Below are 17,731 nucleotides of genomic sequence, written 5' to 3'. Positions count from 1 at the left end.
GCACCATCGGCGCTGGTGTCCGGTTCGGCTGGTGATGGGGTCGCGAGGATCGGTCAGTCATGCCTGCAGCGCCTTCGGCCGCGTACCGATCGGCCCACTTCTTCGCGGTCTTCCACGACACGTCATAGCGCTCGGCCGCGCGGGCAGGTGGCCAGCCGTGGTCGATGATCAGGCGAGCGAGCCGCAGTCGAGCGCGTGGCGTCAGCGCAGCGTTGGAATGGGTAGCGTGGGACACGAAGACCTCCTGGATGTGGAGCGGTTCCTAGATAGCTCCACTCCACATCGGGAGGTCTTCACCAGTCCAGAACTTCAGATCGTCTCGTCACACGATCTCGACCAACGTGCCTGGGCATCACAGCTAGCCGAACCCGTGCGACCGTGCTGGTACGACGCGCCGTGGGGCAGACAACCAGCATTGCTACTTCAATGGCGTCGCGCCGCCGGCGGCGGCTACCTCGGACTCATTGTCGTGGCCGCACCAGACGAGACGGGCGCGGGATGGACGGTCATCCGCCTATGGGCGCACTCGGCTCTGCTCTCGCCGCCTGCGACCGGTTGACGGGCGAGACAACGCGTCCCGTACGGGTGCTCGCGTTCACGGGGAGTGTTCCGACGAGACGTTGGAGACGCATCGCTGCTGCGAATGCCGCGACCCTGGCAGGCGGCACCGTGACGCGGCGAAGAACGCGCCTGATCAGTCCCTTGAAAGCGCAGTCGACCGAGATGTGCGGCCACGCCCACGACCCGGGGGCGGGTTCGACGAGTCGATCGTTCAGCCATCGTTACGCCAAGCCGACGCGCGGATTGGACCTAGTCCTGCTCCTTGGGTGCCCGAAGCTGTTCGCTCACGCAGTCGAGCGCCGGTTCGTACAACCGTTCCAGACGCGTCGTGCGAGAGTGTTGACAGCTCCCGAACGATGCGGCCGTCGACACCCCCGCAGAGGTCGCGTTTAGTGCGCGGCGAAATGACGGTGAGGATCGCCAACGCAGCCTGAAGGTGCTGGGCTGTGGTTGGTGACCGTGAGCGTCACCCCCGGAATTACTGGCTTCGCGCCTTGTTGCGACCTGTCCGCTCGTGGTCGCACGTTGGATGGCGGATGACGGATGGCCCTGAATCGCTGAGAGTCCTGCGCTGTCGTCGTTCCATCGCTATGGTCTTCGTACCGGTGCCGTCTGCGTCGCCACTGCTTTGTTGGAGGTTCGACGTGGCCACCGTTGCCCAACACATCGATGCCGCCGACGCAGCCATCTGCGCCAACATCGCCACGCTACCCAGTCAGCGCGACCTCCTATCCCAGAACGTCCTCGGGCAGCTACGGAACCTGGTCGAGGGCGTCGCTGTGCGCCTGCATGTCGCCAGCGGGGACGTTGAGTACAACTACGACGCCATCGAGGCCGCACTCTCGTGGGTGAAGGCGAACGGTCGATTGAACTTCGTCACCAAGTTCCACACCCTGCTGAAGCCGTCGGTCTCCCACTACACGTTCGACGGGGACACCTCGGAGCGGCTCATGCTCCGCTACTACGAGTACATGCTGCGTCTGCGCGCCCTCCTGTACAACGAGGCCGGTGTCGCGGTTCTCGGCAACCTTGAGCTGTTTCCGCTCGACCAGGACCCCGCGCTCGCCGAGTACCACGAGAAGATTGCCGTCGAGATCGACAAGCCAGGCAGGGCGACTTCGGCCCGCCATGATCGGTTCTACATCCACAAGACGCGGCCGTTCGTTACCGGCGGCCGCGTGTACTACGAGGTCACGTTCTACAGGGCCGTCAACCGGGTTAGCAAGGCCGACCGCATCATCGGGTTCACCGACATCGACATTGCGGACAATTACTCCGCGAACTTGGGCCTACAGGCGGCCACCATCGAGGTCTTCGGGCAGCAGATGCCGGTGACCCTCATCCGCATCTGGGAAGTGTCCATCCGGCCGTGCGAGGTCGACCATTTCGCGAGCCTCGTCGGCAAGCCGACGAAAGTGCGGACGGACTCTGCCGAGTACAAGTTCGTGATGACTGGCCTGACCGGCGGCACAACTCTGCTGGACCTTATCGACGCCTCCGATGAGTGGTACAACGACATCAAGGCCCGGGGAACGGCCATCTCCCGAAGTCCGCAGATCTTCCCGGCCATTGACGAGGCGCGTCGCATCATCCGTGGGAAGCGGCCAGGCCACAACCTGCTGCGCTACCTGCTTTTTCGGATGCGCAACGACTGGCTCAAGGCGCAGTACCACTGGGAACCCAACACCCGCCTGTCGAACCTCAACTTCAGCTACTCGTGCATCCCGTTCGACGAGATGCCGTTCTGCACCGCACCGCGGGCCCACAACCCGCGATTCTGGGACCTCATCAACAGCCTCGACACCGCCGGCCGCACCCATGAACTGTTGGCTCGCCGCGTACAGCGCAATGTCGAGGACCGCGGGATTCTGTACACCCCGATCGTCGACCTCGAGGACCTGGGCGACGTGGCTGCCCTCATCGCCACCTACAACAGCAAGCTGTACTACAGACACCGGCCCGCCCGGGACCTCGTTCTCGACAACGGCCACGTCTTCATCCAGAACTATGAGGACGACACCCACGACATCGTGACGAAGCTCCAGGCGCACGCGGCCAGCGGCATCAGCGGGTACACGGCCGCGGTCGAACAGTGGCTCGGGACGACGGCCCACACCGTGGACGACGTCGCCAAGCGCGCAGCACTCACCACGTTGTTTGCTCAGTCACGCGTGGCGCTCGTCTACGGGGCCGCCGGGACAGGGAAGACCCGCATGGTCGACCACATCGCCAACTACTTCGGCGGCAACCAGAAGCTGTTCCTCGCCAACACCCACCCCGCTGTCGAGAACCTCCGCCGCCGCGTGAGCGCCCCGGAATCAACCTTCCGAACCATCGCCAGCCACAAGCACAACCCCAGCGGCGACTTCGACCTGCTCGTCATCGACGAGTGCTCGACGGTCAGCAACGCCGACCTCCTAGACATCCTGGAGAACACCAGCTTCAAACTCATCGTGCTCGTCGGAGACGTCTTCCAGATCGAGTCCATCAGGTTCGGCAACTGGTTCAACGTTGTGCGTTCCTACATCGAGCCGTCTTCCATCTTCGAGCTGACCACCCCGTACCGCACCAGCAGTGATGAGCTCGTCGACTTCTGGACCAAGGTCCGCAACCTAGACGAGAACATCACCGAGGCCATCGCCCGCAACGGGTACTCCACCGTCCTAGATGCCAGCCTCTTCGACAACCACTCCGCCGACGACATCATCCTGGCGTTGAACTACGACGGCCTGTACGGCATTAACAACATCAACCGGTTCTTGCAGGCCAGCAACCCCTCGCCCGCCGTCCCGTGGGGGCCCGCCGCGTACAAGGCCGGCGACCCGGTCTTGTTCTCGGACACCAACCGGTTCAAGCCGCTGATCTACAACAACCTCAAGGGCACCATCGTTGACATTCAGGCATACGACGGCAGCATCCAGTTCGACATTCGCCTCGACCGCCCCGTGACCGAGTTCGACGTCGACGGGTACTTCGATCTGCAGTGGGTCTCCGAGTCGACCGTGCGGTTCGCGGTCTACGACATCGACATCAGTGACGAGGACGACGACACCGACACGACCACCGTCCCATTCCAGGTGGCGTATGCCGTCGGCATCCACAAGGCCCAGGGCCTCGAGTACGACGCGGTCAAGGTCGTCATCACGAGCGCCAACGAGGACGACATCACACACAACATCTTCTACACGGCCATCACCCGGGCCCGGCAGGAGCTTCAGATCTACTGGTCGCCCGAGACGCAGCAAGCGGTCATAAGCGGACTCCAGGCCGTTGACACCAAGAAAGACGTCGCGCTCCTGTCGTCGCGAAGGAGTCTCACTCCTGTCCGACGTCGCCCCTAGCGAGATGCGGCCCGGGCCTTCAACTCTCACATCATCGTGACGGCTTGCCCGTCACGCTTTGAGAGATCGACCTCGGCGTCTCCAAGCCCTAGATTGAGGTAGAAGTGAGCAACGATCGCGGCTGACCAGTGTTGAGCATCGGTCGACTGGATGGGTGTGATTCGGTGGCTGAGTCAGCAACACCTGGGAACCCAGTCATCGGCGGCGGAATGCCGCACCCTTCGCGGCACGAGCGGATGTTGTGCGAGACGATCGCGCAATGCGTGCGCAGCTGAAGCAGCTGTCCCTTGAATCGGACCCCTCCAGACTGCTGGAAGACCCCGCCGGGTTTCGCCCCGTGCACAGATGATCGTCGGTCCGCTCGACGCACTTGGCGTCTCTACGACCCACGCCACGGCATGTTGGTCAAGCCCGGCGACTTCGATCGTATGGCGCTTCGAGACTGGCTCGAAGCTCGAGTCCGACGAACGGAGGCTCCGATATGGGTCGAAGCCGATGACCGGCTCGGCCCGCCTAGGCTCTTGAGAGTTCGAGGACTACGCGCCGTGGTTGCTCATCCGCATCTGAGCAGATCCGCTCGTTGAGCGCCAACAACATCATGAAATGCGCCACCCATTTTCATCGAACCGCCACGTGCGCGAGCGCGACCATCGCAGCCGTCACCACCACAACGATCATGAAAGCTAGGACTGCGCGGCCGCAGGCTTGGTACTTAGAAGCGGCGACCGTGGAGAGGTCTACGACCTGCCGCCATGCGTCGGCGTCTCGTGTCGTCCCGCTCACGTGCTGTGTCAGGTCCGCGACTGGGATGCCCGGCAAGGAAGGCCAGGCGAACCGGTTGATGGTCGGGCCACTGGTAGAGGTCCGCGGGCCGATGGCGCTCATGAGGAACCAGACCAGCGTCAGTGCGGACGCCGACCACAACGCGAACAGGACGGCCGTGAGCGCGCCGAGCGCCCCGCCGCTGGCCACAGCGTCCACAATGGTCGCGGCTTGCGCGACCGTGCCTGCGAGTATGACTCCCAGTCCTGCTGCCAGGAGTCCGGCCTTGGTGTCGGCGAATCGGACCCACTGCGCGATCTCTGAGAGCGCGTTCATAGCCCCGTCGTCGGTAGGCTCCGGGTCGGGTACCTTCCGGTCAGGCCGCCACATTCGGGTGAAACCCCTCGATCGGCCAACGGTTGGTGATGCGCCATTCGGTGTAGGCGGCGAGCCAGTGCGCGGTCCACGCGACGGCGGTTGCGACCATGTCCTCGTCAGGGTTCCAGTCGTCCTGGTCCGCGATGCACGGGTTGCCGCTGATGTAGGCGTGTGAGGGACTGGTCCAGCCATAGCGGGTGTTCTTCCCGATCTTGGTGTTAAGGACCGTGACGAAGGGCAGGCCGCGGTCGCGTCGCAGTACGACACCGATGCGGAACCTGCCGCGACCCGAGTCGAGAACGCCGATCCACGCGGGGCCGCGATCTTCGTCGGGCTCGAAGTAGGTGAAGCCTGGGAAGTGTGCCGCCATCGCGGCACGGTGCGGCTCCAGGTCGTCGGGATTGCTCCACCATGGCAGGTTGGCGGCGGTGAGGCTGCGCGCGACGCCGGGGTCGGGGCTGTCGACGGGGTCTTCGCCGCTGTGGAACGTGTGCGGCTTCAGCGCGAGAGCGCCAGAGGTGGCCGCAGGGGCGCTGAACAGCATGCGCCCGTCGACGTCGACCCAGCGGGGCTTCTTGTGGCCGTGGTGCGTCAGCAGGTCCGCGATCGTCATGTGCTTCACCCAATCCTGATGTTGGTTGTTGGAGTTCCCGCGATCTGATCTCCAGCGGAGGTGACGACCGAGAGGCCTCGCCGCCACGCGTAGTCGTAGAACCGGTACGACTTCGTCTCGTTGTTGCGCGTGTAGTACTTCGGGGAGTTCGCGTGATGCGTCAGGAGGCCGTGATCGCGGACGTGGGCAGCCATCGCCTCACCGATCACGACCTCCCACGAGGCTGCTTCTTTCTCGCACTTGGCGGCGAAGTTGGCGGCGAAGCCGATCTGGTTGACCTCGCTGCTCTGCTCGCTGCCTGAACGGACGAAGGTGACCTCGCCGAAGTCGGCACCAGCGCGGGCCTGGATGGGCGCCATGCCCTCGCGCTCCAGCCATGGGTTGACCTCGTTCTGGACGCCCTGGAGGGCGATCGCGCTCGCGCCGAGGGCGGCGAGGACGTCCACCGTCGTGGTCCCGGGACCGAACCCGGCGAAGAGTCCGTCGCCCCGCAGCCCCAGGGGAAAGCCTCCGAACCACGAGACCGCCGCGATGAAGCCGGTGGAGACGGCGTTGGCGAGGCGAGCCGTCTCGTAAGCGCCGTCCCAGAAAGTGCGACCGGTAAACTTGCTCAGGTCGAGGAAGAGGCAGGCGATCTGGGCCGAGCGCTGCTCTCCGATGGCGAGGTCCTCGAAGTACGGATGCCCAAGGGACCGCGTCGCGAGAGAGTTGCCTGCAGAGGCGTGGATGACGCTCGATTCCATCACCCCGCGGCGCGCGTAGTCCTCGCGAACGGTCCGACCGAAGTCGGATGCAGTGAACCGATTTGCGTTCATGGACCTGGCCTATCGAAGGTATGTTCGGGTATCCCAACAGTGTAGTTCTCCGCACAGACAACAGCAGGTGGGCGAAATGGGGCACCGAAGATCTCTCCGAAGTTCCGTCAAGAGCCAGCGCCGGTTCAGTTGACCCAAGCGTGATCCCGCTCAGAGCGGAGTCGATGGGCGGACACCCCCAGGCCCCGAACGGGCGGGCAGTCGAGGACCGGCGGGCAGCGGCACGGAGCGCCGATACGCAACTGAACCTTGGCGTCTTGCAAAAGAAGGGGACGTTGTCTGCCGCGGCCGCTTGCTCCGCAAGAGCACTCGCGCGCTCACCGGCAGATCCAACTGTTGCGGGCGTCCCCGGCAGGCGGCGAAGTGACGCGACAGCGGAATAGGCGGCGACATGTCCTCACTCACGCATCTGTCGGACCGGTCCGCGATACTCCGACCATGACCATCGGGGATGACATCGCGGTGTGGGCAGGGACACGACCGCTCTGGCAGCAACGGATCCTTCAGCTTCTTGCTGGCGGTCAAGCGATTACCGGCTCCGAGATCGATGCCGCCATCGCGGCCCTCTTGGACGGCGACGAGGAGTCGACACCGGAAAAGCCGCTGGATCTCGCACTCGCATCTGTAGATGACGCGACGGTCACGGTCGCCGCCCTTGGCAGTTGCAAAGGAGTCAACGCCCTCACTGACGATCAAGAACTCGACCTCTCGCCCTACGGGCTCACTGTCGTGTACGGCGACAACGGCAGCGGGAAGTCCGGGTATGCCCGCATCCTCAAGGAGGCCGTCGGAGCCCGTCATCCGGCACAGATTCTCCCGGACGTCTTCGAGGATCGGCCGGACGAGCCGTCAGCAGTGCTTTACTACGCCGCGGACGGCGACACTTGCGAACACAAGGTGCCTGGCCCAGCGGACCCTGTCGTCCGGCAGATGCACTTCTACGACGAACACTGTGGAGACGTTTACCTCGCTCGCAAGTCCGTGATCACGTACCGCCCTTCGGCGTTGGTCTTGCTCGACGGCCTAATCGAGGTCTGCGACCGCTTGCGAAACAATATGACCGACCGCATGCGCGAGAACAGCTTGCGTGCCCTTGATCTCAACCTTCCAGAGGGGACAGACGCCTCAGCCTTCGTCGCATCGCTCACGGCCGAGACGACTGCCAGCGCCATAGAGGAAGCGACGACACTCGACCCAATCGCTAACCAGAAGCGAGCTGTCGCAATTGCCGAGGCTGCGCGCTTGGAAGGGAGCAGCGCCGCCGCTGAGCGCGCGCGACTTGAGGGCCTCGCCCAAGCCGCTTCGTCAATGTCAGCGTTGCTCAAGGGCGTTGCTAGAGAGTTGGACACAGAACACCTCGAGATCGCCGCTCAAGAGCGCGACAATGCAAAACAGCTGCGAGAAGCTGCCGTTCTGGCCGCCACTGCGGACTTCGCAGATGAGCTGCCTGGCGTAGGTGGAGCGACCTGGCGGACTCTATGGGAGGCCGCGCGGGCATACTCCACCGCTGTTGGGTACCACGAAGAGGCCTTCCCGGTCACTCACGACGCGGCTCGTTGCCCGCTGTGTCAGCAGGCCCTCGACGCTGATGCTCGCAGTCGACTGGAGCGCTTCGATGCCCACATGCGGGACACCACCGAGCGCGATGCGGCCGAGGCCGAAGCGAAAATCACTGCGCGAATCCGCCGTCTTCAGGACCTCCCCGTCAGCGGCGGCGCTGGAGTGGCGAACCTTGCCTCCCACCGATCTGGTGCATTAGACCTCACGGAGCGAATGCAAGCACTGCTGGAGACAGCAGGGACCCTTCGTAACGAAGCAGATGCCTGGCTCCGAGGTGCCGGCGGCCGACCGTTGGGTTTCGCCGCCTCGCGAGAGATTGCCGAGCTGGATGAACTTGCCACTTCACTGAGTACGGCTGCCGCGGCTGTCGATGTCGACGCATTCCGTCAATCGTTGGCACAGACGAGGGCTGCAGTTCGGGACCTCGACTCGCACATCCGGATCTGCGAGTCACGCGACGGCATTTGCGCTGAGGTGGACCGGCTCAAGAATCGCAGGATGCTTGAGGCTGCGCTGGGAAGCGTGGCGACCACTGCGATAACTGCCAAGAGCACGCAGCTGACGAAACTTTACGCGGGCGATGTCATCAAGAATGAGTTCGTACGCGAAACCGAGCGACTGCGGCTGCGACGTGTAACCATCCGGGACCTCGGCGGCAACAAGGGACGGCTAGAGCAGCAGCCGGGCCTCGAAGGCGCAAAGGCACGCAACGTACAGGCGTCCGATGTCCTCAGTGAGGGTGAGCAGACGGCCATGGGGTTGGCGGGCTTCTTCACCGAGGCCACATTCGACACGACTAGGTCCGCCCTCATCTTGGATGACCCGGTGAACTCCCTTGACCATCGACGGCGAACCTACGTCGCGTCGCGACTGGTCGACTTCGCCAAGGACCGCCAAGTGGTGGTCTTCACGCACGACGTCACTTTTGCAGGTGCTCTACTCCAAGCGGCAACCAAGCAAGGAGTGGAGGTCACGCCGCGGTCCGTCGAGCGCAAGGGCGACGTACCAGGATTCGTACGGCATGCGCTTCCCTGGAAGGCGAAGGACTTTGCTGCACGGCTCACCCAGATCGAACTAGAACTGGCCCGTCTGACGAGGCAACGTGACGATCTGGGCCAAGACGATTGGGACAAGGCCGTCGGATCTTGGGCCGGTGACCTCTCCGAACTTTGGGAGAGCTGTGTGAACTCCGAGATCCTCGACGAGGTGTACGACCGAGGCACTGCTCAGGTGCGGGTGATGAAGTTTCGCATTCTCTCGGCAGTCACCGCTGACGATGCCGCTGACTTCCAGGCTGGGTACGGCGCATGCTCGATGTGGGCACGCCGTCACAACAAGGCACCGGAGACCAACTACGTTGCGCCCGAACCAGACGAGATGCTGGCCGAGGTGGAGCGCATCCGGGCCTGGCAGAAGCGGGTGAAGAAGTATCGCGACTAGGCAATCGAGTCACCAGACGAACGACGTTACCTACTTCACCAGGAGCCCGCTGGCCCCACCTGTACCGGTTCATCGCCGGCCAATCTGACCCTCTACAGCGGCCCGGACCAATGAACGCTGCCACGCTACTAGACACGACGATGAGCTTGTCGTCCGAGCATGCTCGGGACTAAGGACAGGATGTTCCTCGTGACCGATTCTTACGGCATCCCGAATCACTTCTTTGGACCCATACCAGGCCAGTTCTACGCGGTGATCGGCAGAGTCACCATGCTGGGCGCGCTCTTGGAGCAAAGGGTGCTCGAACTGCTTTGGGCAATCGACGACGAGCCCCAACCTGTCCATGCCGGCAAGTCGGTGGCGGAGCTGCTGCGCCTCATCGAGAAACCACCTTTGTCCCGATCCGACGCGACGGACGATGACGTCCGCGACATGCTGCGTCGGGTACGAGTCGTTATCGAGGAACGAAACGCCGTTGTTCACAGCCTCTGGCCCGAGGCCACTCTCAGGATCGCGTTCAGGTGGCGTCCACGAACTCTGAAGAGACGAGCGAACGAATCCGAGTGGATGCAGGGTGAGTTCGTTACGAGGAAGGATTTGCGAGGTATCGTGAGCCGTCTCGTCACGGTCAACGACGAGCTAGCAACCATGAGCCAAAGGCTGCATTCGCACAGAGTGACTATGTCGACTGACGGTTGACATCCGGTACAACATCATTATCCCACCCCGCTGTTGCTGCCTAGAACTCACCCACGAGTCGCTGCGCAGACCATGCTCGACTTTCCAAATGACTGAAGTCAGAAGCGCGGAGGCGGGGGCGCCCTGACTGCGCCGCACCTTCGCTGTGGGCGAGAATGCTGGTCGTTGCTAAAATCTCATCTACCTGGTATTCGGCTACTAGGAATCGTATTCTTCGATAGTCGAGCTGATAAAGCGGATGCAGTCATCTATCTCTTCTTGAAAGAAGATTCGATCGATGAGAGCTTCTGCGCCGGTCCGATAGCGCTCAGCCTCATCGCGCGGGCACAAGAACAGGCCGATGACAATGGGACGAACGCCCTCGATCTGGTCCCGGAGAGCTTTGGCGACGCCGGGGTCACGCGTCTTTCGGTTGTCATCGATTCCCAAACCGGTCATGGTCGCCCCGCCGTAGAGAAGCTTCATCTCGAGCGATGCTTCCGCGAGCTCGTACAGACGTTTTTGGATGTCGTCTGCAACTCGACGGATCCGCTTCACCTCGAGGTACACCGCTGGTGGCTCGCCAGTGGCAGGGTCGGGCCACACGCCGTCGGGCTTTCGTCCGGCGATCACGATGCCGGGAACAACGCGGCGAGGCGGGCTCATGAAGAGCGGCACACCTTCTGCCTCGAGACGCTCCCGAAAGTACTGCTCCGTCCGGCCTCGTGCCTTCCGTTGAAGGTCCCCCTGTCGAAGCGATACAGCGTTCGCAACGATTGAATCAAGATCCCCACTCACGGGAAGTCGACCACGAACGGCGAACGCCTTTCGATGTCGAACAGCTACGAGTTGCGCCTCCTCGTCCAGGGTTGCGCGTCGCAAAGAAGTCCGGTTGAGGGACGCGGCAGCAAGGAGAAAGTAGTACGCAGGATCACTCCTCAACAGTCGGGCCACATCATCGAGACTGAGCGAGCTCAGCGCATACCTTCCGTCCCTACCGCGCTGCGCCTGAATCGAAGGGTCGTCTCGCAGGAGAGCGACCTGCCGTCGAAACTCATCGAGCTCTGGGAGAGACAATCGATCGATCCCGTCTGCTGTGATTGAGACGCTCTAGGGCATTGGTCACGTCTTTGTCATCTACTTTGAATAGCGCCGTCGCCAACCGCGTGGCTTCGGCGTTGTCCCCGGCTACCGCCGCGGCGATGATCCGCTCGGCCATGTCCGGATCCGCGGCGGGAAGCGGCAGGTCGAGCAAAAACTGCTTGCGGTAACGGCTGAATCCATCCTTGACGCGAGGGGCGCTTGAACGTACCAGAAGTTCTATCGGTGGACTATTGAGGACCGCTGTTAAGAAGTGTCCGTTGATGTCTTTCGGCAGCAGATAGTAAGTCGAGTGCTGCGGCACAAAATTTCCGGAGTCGAAAGCGAACCGATTCGACCGTGCAACGTCTGGGACTAGCAGCTTCGGCGTGCAATGAAGGGGAATGCCTACTGGGTCGTGGAGGTCCCACCACGCTTTACCCCACTTGCGGACCGCATGGCGGCTCTCGAGACGTGAGCGATGCCGACGAAGCCAGCGAGCGGCGAGTGGGAAATCATTCAAGTCAATGAGCTTGGCTGACCCGTGAGCATCCCAAACGTAGGGAACGAGCATCATGCTGGCAGATTGTCCGATTTCGTAAGCAGCGAGGTCTCGGCCACGGATGGTCGGATGCAGAAGTTCAGGCTCGATTTCCTGAGCCGTCTCGTAACTCACGATAAACGCTGGATTGAAACCGGTCGTAAGGCCAGCCGAGATTCGTTGTACGTGCATATTCAGCGGCGGGTGATCCGCTCGGATCGTATCTAAAAGAGCTTCGCTGCTTCGACTGTGGAAGATCCATACACCCGCATGAAAACTATCCGTCGGAACATGGACCTCCTCCCTCAATTCAACTCCACCGCTACCTTCGCAAACGTCAACCTGTCGCACTGATGCATCAGCCGTGACGGAGCGGGATCTTGACCATGTTGTCACGCACGGCACCGTCGCCGCATCCCGGAATACCGAATGAGAGGAGAATCGACTAATCACTCGGATCGCGCCGTTGCGCGCTAGAAGAGTCCGGACCCCTTGCCCTGAATTGCTGTTCAGGTACTTATCTGGCGTGATCAGGGTCCAAGTGCCACCCTCATGAACAACTTCGGAAGCACGCTCCATGAAAAGGTAGTACAGGTCGAAGCGCCCGATCGCCGACTGGAACCGGCCGCGGTATTCCTTCTTAGCCTCGGCGTCCATACGGTCAGTGGCGACATAGGGCGGATTGCCGACGATGTGCCGGAACGGGACACCCGAGATCGGCTCAGGGTGCACATCAAGGAAGTCAGCTCTCATGATGTTTTTGTCCAGGAGATCGGCTGGCATCGGCCCGGGCGCCAGCCGCTCTATCAGTTCGCCCAGTTCGCGCCGGCAGATGCCGATGGCCTGTTCGTCGACGTCAACTCCCCAAACGAGTCGGGCGATTTCTTCTAAGAAGCGGCGTCGCCCTGTGGACTCAATCGCGAGACCTCGGCACGCGAGATCGTCGGCAATCCGGACAACAACGGCTTTGAGGAACGCCCCGGTGCCACAGGCCGGGTCCAGCACCGGGCCAGCTGGACCAGTGGCGCTCCCAAACTCTTGGGTGAGCACAAACTCGACGAGATCGTCAGGGGTGTACACGACGCCAAGATCGCGTCTGTGGTCTCGACCGAGCGATGCGAGATGGCGACGGCTCTCGCTCAGTTGCTCCGTCATGTCACAGATCCTCCCTTGTCTTGCGGCCGCGCGAGATCCGACCCGCGGGTAGTGCGTTAGGAAACGTCTCACGGAGCACCGACATTGGGCGGCGTTGGAGTCAAGCCGTTAGGCCACCGGCTGTGACCACGTTCAACCGGCGCAACGCGCGCACTGGGTGCCGCGTCAAAGTGGGCGCTGTGCGGCGCCCCCTATCGGGGCCTAACTTGGGCCTAAGGGGTTCCGCAAGGACGGTTGGCTCCGAGCCACAGGTGCGCGGGGGAGCTCGATGCCCAGCTTAGTGGAGTTGCCACGCGGAAGCCGGTCGTGTCTTCACTCAGATGCCCAGAGCATCATCCGGGCACTGCGGTCGATGCACGATGGCGGAGTGGAGTTCGGCCCTGCTCCGGGCCGCATCTGGGGTGGCAGCGGACGGCTCGGACGAGGGTCGGAGGCGGTCATGGACTAGGTCCGTCATGGTGCTGAGTCCCGCAGCGCTGAACGGTGTGAACCGCTCTCGAACGGGTGTTACGAGTTGGCCGCTGCCTTCGACAAGGCGGGGGAGTGTGACCCGACGCAGGTAGGCGTTGCGCTCGATCCCGGTCTCGATGTGCTCGGCGATCTGGGTGTCGATCTTGTCGAACAGCGTGATGAAGGCACGAAGCACCCGGAGGTCACGGTCGACGACCGGCCGCAGTGCTTTGAATCTGCCGATGACGTCGGCGCTGTCAGCGACCGCGAGTGCACCGGTGCCGATGAGGGATCCGACGTCGCGTAGTTCTCGCTGGAGGTCGGCGTACGTTTGTTGGCGTGTGAGACACCGGTCGCGGAGACCGATGTCGATGTTCGCGGCGAGCTCGGCGATGCCACCGGACAGCACTTGCTGTGAATGGACGATCCGGCGCAGGTTGATGGCGCTGGGCAGCGGTCGCAGCCTGACGGCGAGGTTCCGTTCGGCTTGGAGCACGCCGAGCAGTCCAGGACGGGCCGGGCCTGGCATGACGTTCGTCGGGGCCCTCCAGCCGAGTGCGTCTATCGCGTAGCTTGGCGGCTCGAGGCTTGAGTCCAGGGCACACGCGAGGGCGCTCCAGCCGAGCCGCTCTGCCCGATGGAGTCTCTCCCAGCCCGGGATGGACCTGTAGCGCTGGTCCAGGATCACGAGCGCGCGGACAACGGCCGCGATGTCGCCGACGAGGGTGTGGGCCTGGGAGGCGTCGAGGCTGTCGTGATGGAGTCCAGCGGCGAAGTCGTGCTCGCCAAGGGCCGAAGCTCGGGCCACCTGTCGCCAGTGCTCGACCAGCGGCAGCTCCTGTGGGGACACCAGCTCGTGCAGCTCGGGTAGCCGCGCGCTTGAAGTGCCTACCGTGTGGTCGAGGGCGAGCCTCAGGGACGCCAGTCCGCCGTGTTGAGTAGGGGGGAGTCGGAATGGGGTGGGCGGCGCGGGGGAGAGGTTGCTGGACGCGTACGGGGCGACTGCCCGTGAGGCGTGCTGGCACCACACCAGAACGGATTGCCGGTATCGACGGATCTGCTTGCCGATCTCTTCACGCTCCGCCCTGCTGGTGGTCACAGGGACTGAGTGACTGCCCCCGCCGCCCAGCCTGAGCTGGACCCGGTGCTGTGCGAGAAGTGCGGACAGCTCGGCTCGCAGCAGAGCTCCGTTTTCGCCGTACATCAGGGCATGTCCAACGCGCGGGCGTCCTCGAGCGAGGCCAGCAAGAGTTCGGAGTGCAGGGCGTCCACGCCGTACGTGGTGAGCCGCTCAACGGCGGAGATGGCGAGGGCCATCAAGACGTCGCGGCCCACCGCGTGTTCGGTGGCGTCGAGCGCGAATGCATCGTCACCGTGGACCAAGTCCAGCTCGATGAGCGCGAGGTCGTACGCCGAGCACGCTTCGGGAGTCGTCGTGTTGTTTGCGAGGGCGGCGACGTAGGAGCGAGCTTCTGAGAGCAGAACATAGTGGGCGAGCAGCATGGTCATTCTCCCTTTCGACGAGCCGGCGATCCGACCACCGTGCGCTCACAGGTCGTGTGCCTCGGCTCGAGATCCGTGGCCTGTGGACGGACGCTGAATTGGCGGACTGTGATGGGGCGACGACAGCGCTCGAGCCCGCTCCTCGACTAGACGTCGGGCAGTGATGTCGTCGTTGACGAAGCGAAGGAAGTCTTCGCGCCGGTCGGTGATCTCAACCTCTGTGGTCGTCTCGGCTGGTGCCTCTCCCGGCCAGGTTGTCTGCCGCGTGGGGCGGTCGCGGTCGAGCCTGCACCCGGCGGTCGAGACCCACTCACGCAACCGGTGCCGGGCCTCGGCGAAGTCGCGATGCCATCCGATCGGACTCGACGGCGAGCTGTCGGGGTCGTACGCGCTGAGCCAGTGCGTGTGCAGGGCGGAGAGCTCCCACACCAGCTCGTCGTGGCGGTGCCACAGCGGCGGTACGACAGCGGGGGACAGGCCGAAGGTCTTGCGGAGCCAGTCGACCCAGGCGTCGAGATCCATCCACTCCGCGAGGGCCTCATCTGCCGAGAGCAGGTTCCAGTTGATAGGGCGCAGAGGGGCGTCCGGGTCGAAGTCGGAGGACCGTAGTTCGTGTCCGGTGTCTCCGTACGTGGCGTCGTCTTCCTGATCGAAGTCCGATGCCCAAAGCCCCTGCCAATCCGATCGATCCAGGTCGGCGCTCATGAGTGGCAGCCCTGTCAGAGACTGATGGCCGGCGTGGGCTCGTTGACCACCGTCATCTCGTTGTGCGGCGCCTCAAGCTGCTGCGCCGGCGTGCGGTCGACGACATAGCGGGTCCAGGCACAGTCGTGGCCGATGCGGCGTGCAACGAACTGCTCTCGGATCTCGCTGGGCTGGCCGGGTCGGTCCTGCTCGTACTCGTGGATGTAGCCCGAGGCGATGATCCGGTCCCCGGGCTTGAACCGCGAATACGCGCGCTCGGCAGTGCGCTCGAACATCACCAGGTCGGCATAGACGGGGTCGAGTCTGGTGAACGACCCGTCGACCTCCTTGCGGTGCTGCTCGATGCCCACCCGGCAGTAGAACCGTGCGTGGCCCTTGTCGGTGAAGCTGAGCTCCGGCGCGGTGGCGATGTAGCCGTGCATGCTCATCTGCGTGGGAATCGTCATGGCTGACTCCTGAGGCCATGCGGTGCCGCGGGTGGCGACCGCTCTACCAGTCAGGTGTGCGGGAAGACCCACGGCGGAGGGCAGCCTCGACGAGGGCGCGCCCTTCTCGCAGTTCCTCCGCGTCTTCCCGCGAAGTCCAAGCGTGCAGGTCGGTGACCAGCGGTGGAGCGCTGCGCAGAAGGACGAGCGCGTTGCCGAACGGGAGGGTCCGGATGGTCTCGGGCGGCATGACGGGCACCCGACGGGTCGAGCGCTGGAGCGACCGCGAGCCATAATCGCCGATCGAGATGGTGTCGGTGCGCTCGTCGCGCTCGCCGATGAGTGCGGAGAGGTCCTGGAGGTCTCGCGCTGACGATCCGCCACCCAGGATGACCTTGACGATCGAGGCGTCCCAGATCGCGCCGGCAGCGTGATCGCCCCACTTGTCTCGGGCCTGTGACAGCGACTGGAGGACGGGCATGGTCGTGATGCCGGTCCCGCCCCCTTCTGCCATGAGCATGGGCAGGGACGGCAGTGGGGAGAGGTTGCCGATCTCGTCGAGCGCGAGGAGCAGTGGCGGATCGAGTCGTGCGCCAGGGGAGGACGCAGCCAGGTGGCGGGCGGTCTCGACGAGGTCCTCGATGAAGGCTGCGACGAGCGACCAGGAGGCGCCAGCTCCGGCACCGGTGGCCAGCAGGTACAGCGTGCCGTTGTTGGTGAGGAAGTCATCCGGGTCGAAGCCCTCGCCGGGATCGGGGGAGACCGCGTCGAGGACGCGAGGGTCCGCCAGGCATGACAGTGCGAGGGAGACGCCCATCCAGATCGAGTCGCGGGTGCGGGGATCGGCATGGATCATCGACTCGAGGGAGTCAGCCCAGCCGGGTGCCGCCTCCGGGTCGCTGGACAAGATGGCCACCGCGTCGGCGGCTGCCGACGGCGCGAGCGTCCAGCCGAACAGCTCGCGTGGGGTGCGGTTGTCGAGGGCCGCCGCATGAAGCAGTGCCTGAAGGGCTGTGCGGGTCTTGCCCTCCCAGAAGCCTCCGGACTCCACGCCACCGGTCGAGAGGCCAGTGGCCGACGCGAGCCCGGTCGCTCGGATCATCGCAGTCAGGGGATCGCTGCATCCTCTGACAGGTGACCAGCGCAGGCCGGCAGGCAGCCCATCGGCGAGACGCTGCGGGTCGAAGACGGCGACCGGCCCGCGTCGCTGGCGCTCGAGGATGGTGGCGGCCACGTTGTCCGGTCGAGTCGCTGTGGTGATGACGGCCCCCGGGGCGTCGAGGATTGCGTTGACCACCACGTGCAGGCCCTTGCCGGATCGCGGAGGGCCGAGTATCAGGATGGAGTCCTCGACTGAAGCCCACACGTCGTGACCACGCGAGCGGCCGAGTCGGTAGCCGACCTCCGACGGCTCCGGTCGGTCCAGCGACGGCCGAAGTGCCTTGCCGCGCGCCAGCAACGCCTTGCGCGAGGCGAACGCCCGTACGTCGCGACCTGTCGCCACCCCAGCCAGTCGCCGCGGGTCGCTCGACATCCGATGCCGGATCATCCCCATGCGTCGCCACAGCACGAGTGAGCTGGCGAGGACGATGGCCACGATCAGAGCGAGGACGACCCAGTAGACCCACGCCACGAGACCAGTCGATCCCAGAGCCTCGGCAGGATGCGTTGGGTCGCCGAGGACCTGCAATCCTGCCTGCCAGCCATGCTCCGGCTGACCAGCG

The 17,731-nt window shown here is 63.9% G+C and carries 14 protein-coding genes; 3 read left to right on the top strand and 11 right to left on the bottom strand.

Annotation, left to right across the window (positions count from 1 at the left end; all coding sequences use genetic code 11):
- Window positions 1-235 (bottom strand): leucine zipper domain-containing protein (locus tag BM127_RS17150; protein ID WP_175507437.1); only part of this gene is annotated, 235 nt, incomplete at its 3' end.
- Between the two features lie 970 nt (window positions 236-1,205).
- Between BM127_RS17150 and BM127_RS17145 the strand changes: the two genes are divergently transcribed.
- Window positions 1,206-3,902 (top strand): ATP-dependent DNA helicase, encoded by a 2,697-nt coding sequence (locus BM127_RS17145; RefSeq protein ID WP_198554299.1) that lies wholly within the window; start codon window positions 1,206-1,208, stop codon window positions 3,900-3,902.
- Window positions 3,903-4,520: 618 nt separating this feature from the next.
- Here BM127_RS17145 and BM127_RS17140 read toward each other — a convergent pair.
- Genes BM127_RS17140 through BM127_RS17130 form a run of 3 tightly spaced genes read right to left on the bottom strand, consistent with a single transcriptional unit; the run spans window position 4,521 to window position 6,470 of the window.
- Window positions 4,521-5,000 carry a Pycsar system effector family protein gene (locus BM127_RS17140; protein ID WP_091200469.1) on the bottom strand — a complete coding sequence of 160 codons (480 nt, stop codon included), beginning with the start codon at window positions 4,998-5,000 and terminating at the stop codon, window positions 4,521-4,523.
- Window positions 5,001-5,040: 40 nt separating this feature from the next.
- Entirely contained in the window at window positions 5,041-5,655 is a 615-nt protein-coding gene (locus tag BM127_RS17135; protein WP_139227777.1) for a type II CBASS E2 protein, read from the bottom strand.
- 5 nt (window positions 5,656-5,660) lie between these two features.
- Complete coding sequence (locus BM127_RS17130) at window positions 5,661-6,470, bottom strand: adenylate/guanylate cyclase domain-containing protein (RefSeq protein ID WP_198554300.1); 810 nt, start codon at window positions 6,468-6,470, stop codon at window positions 5,661-5,663.
- A 438-nt stretch (window positions 6,471-6,908) separates the two neighbouring features.
- Between BM127_RS17130 and BM127_RS17125 the strand changes: the two genes are divergently transcribed.
- Both BM127_RS17125 and BM127_RS17120 read left to right on the top strand, forming a co-directional pair.
- Entirely contained in the window at window positions 6,909-9,470 is a 2,562-nt protein-coding gene (locus BM127_RS17125) for an AAA family ATPase (protein ID WP_091200466.1), read from the top strand.
- A 189-nt stretch (window positions 9,471-9,659) separates the two neighbouring features.
- Window positions 9,660-10,169 carry a hypothetical protein gene (locus tag BM127_RS17120; protein WP_139227776.1) on the top strand — a complete coding sequence of 170 codons (510 nt, stop codon included), beginning with the start codon at window positions 9,660-9,662 and terminating at the stop codon, window positions 10,167-10,169.
- 198 nt (window positions 10,170-10,367) lie between these two features.
- On the opposite strand, the gene BM127_RS17115 is transcribed toward BM127_RS17120, so the two are convergent.
- The 7 genes from BM127_RS17115 to BM127_RS17085 form a co-directional block, all read right to left on the bottom strand.
- Entirely contained in the window at window positions 10,368-10,826 is a 459-nt protein-coding gene (locus BM127_RS17115) for a hypothetical protein (RefSeq protein ID WP_139227775.1), read from the bottom strand.
- 376 nt (window positions 10,827-11,202) lie between these two features.
- On the bottom strand, window positions 11,203-12,924 hold the full coding sequence (locus BM127_RS17110; protein WP_091200460.1) for an Eco57I restriction-modification methylase domain-containing protein: 1,722 nt from the start codon (window positions 12,922-12,924) through the stop codon (window positions 11,203-11,205).
- 316 nt (window positions 12,925-13,240) lie between these two features.
- The gene (locus BM127_RS17105; protein ID WP_139227774.1) at window positions 13,241-14,224 is read right to left on the bottom strand and encodes a hypothetical protein; all 984 of its coding nucleotides are present in this window, start codon (window positions 14,222-14,224) and stop codon (window positions 13,241-13,243) included.
- 353 nt (window positions 14,225-14,577) lie between these two features.
- The gene (locus BM127_RS17100) at window positions 14,578-14,883 is read right to left on the bottom strand and encodes a hypothetical protein (protein WP_231263363.1); all 306 of its coding nucleotides are present in this window, start codon (window positions 14,881-14,883) and stop codon (window positions 14,578-14,580) included.
- A gap of 39 nt (window positions 14,884-14,922) precedes the next feature.
- Entirely contained in the window at window positions 14,923-15,582 is a 660-nt protein-coding gene (locus tag BM127_RS17095) for a hypothetical protein (RefSeq protein WP_175507436.1), read from the bottom strand.
- A 14-nt stretch (window positions 15,583-15,596) separates the two neighbouring features.
- Entirely contained in the window at window positions 15,597-16,028 is a 432-nt protein-coding gene (locus BM127_RS17090) for a single-stranded DNA-binding protein (RefSeq protein WP_091200456.1), read from the bottom strand.
- 43 nt (window positions 16,029-16,071) lie between these two features.
- Complete coding sequence (locus BM127_RS17085; protein ID WP_231263364.1) at window positions 16,072-17,640, bottom strand: type IV secretory system conjugative DNA transfer family protein; 1,569 nt, start codon at window positions 17,638-17,640, stop codon at window positions 16,072-16,074.
- Window positions 17,641-17,731: the final 91 nt, after the last annotated feature.

It is taken from the genome of Nocardioides alpinus (genome assembly GCF_900112035.1).
In the GTDB taxonomy this organism is placed as follows: Bacteria; Actinomycetota; Actinomycetes; order Propionibacteriales; family Nocardioidaceae; genus Nocardioides; species Nocardioides alpinus.
The sequence above is the reverse complement of the archived record's forward strand: the minus strand, read 5'-3'. Positions and strand labels throughout refer to the sequence as shown.

What these genes read in the sequence shown, in the direction of transcription:
- BM127_RS17140 (WP_091200469.1), bottom strand. Translation starts at nt 5,000, where the DNA reads ATGAACGCGCTCTCAGAGATCGCGCAGTGGGTCCGATTCGCCGACACC.
- BM127_RS17135 (WP_139227777.1), bottom strand. Translation starts at nt 5,655, where the DNA reads ATGACGATCGCGGACCTGCTGACGCACCACGGCCACAAGAAGCCCCGC.
- BM127_RS17130 (WP_198554300.1), bottom strand. Translation starts at nt 6,470, where the DNA reads ATGAACGCAAATCGGTTCACTGCATCCGACTTCGGTCGGACCGTTCGC.
- BM127_RS17125 (WP_091200466.1), top strand. Translation starts at nt 6,909, where the DNA reads ATGACCATCGGGGATGACATCGCGGTGTGGGCAGGGACACGACCGCTC.
- BM127_RS17110 (WP_091200460.1), bottom strand. Translation starts at nt 12,924, where the DNA reads ATGACGGAGCAACTGAGCGAGAGCCGTCGCCATCTCGCATCGCTCGGT.
- BM127_RS17100 (WP_231263363.1), bottom strand. Translation starts at nt 14,883, where the DNA reads ATGACCATGCTGCTCGCCCACTATGTTCTGCTCTCAGAAGCTCGCTCC.
- BM127_RS17095 (WP_175507436.1), bottom strand. Translation starts at nt 15,582, where the DNA reads ATGAGCGCCGACCTGGATCGATCGGATTGGCAGGGGCTTTGGGCATCG.
- BM127_RS17090 (WP_091200456.1), bottom strand. Translation starts at nt 16,028, where the DNA reads ATGACGATTCCCACGCAGATGAGCATGCACGGCTACATCGCCACCGCG.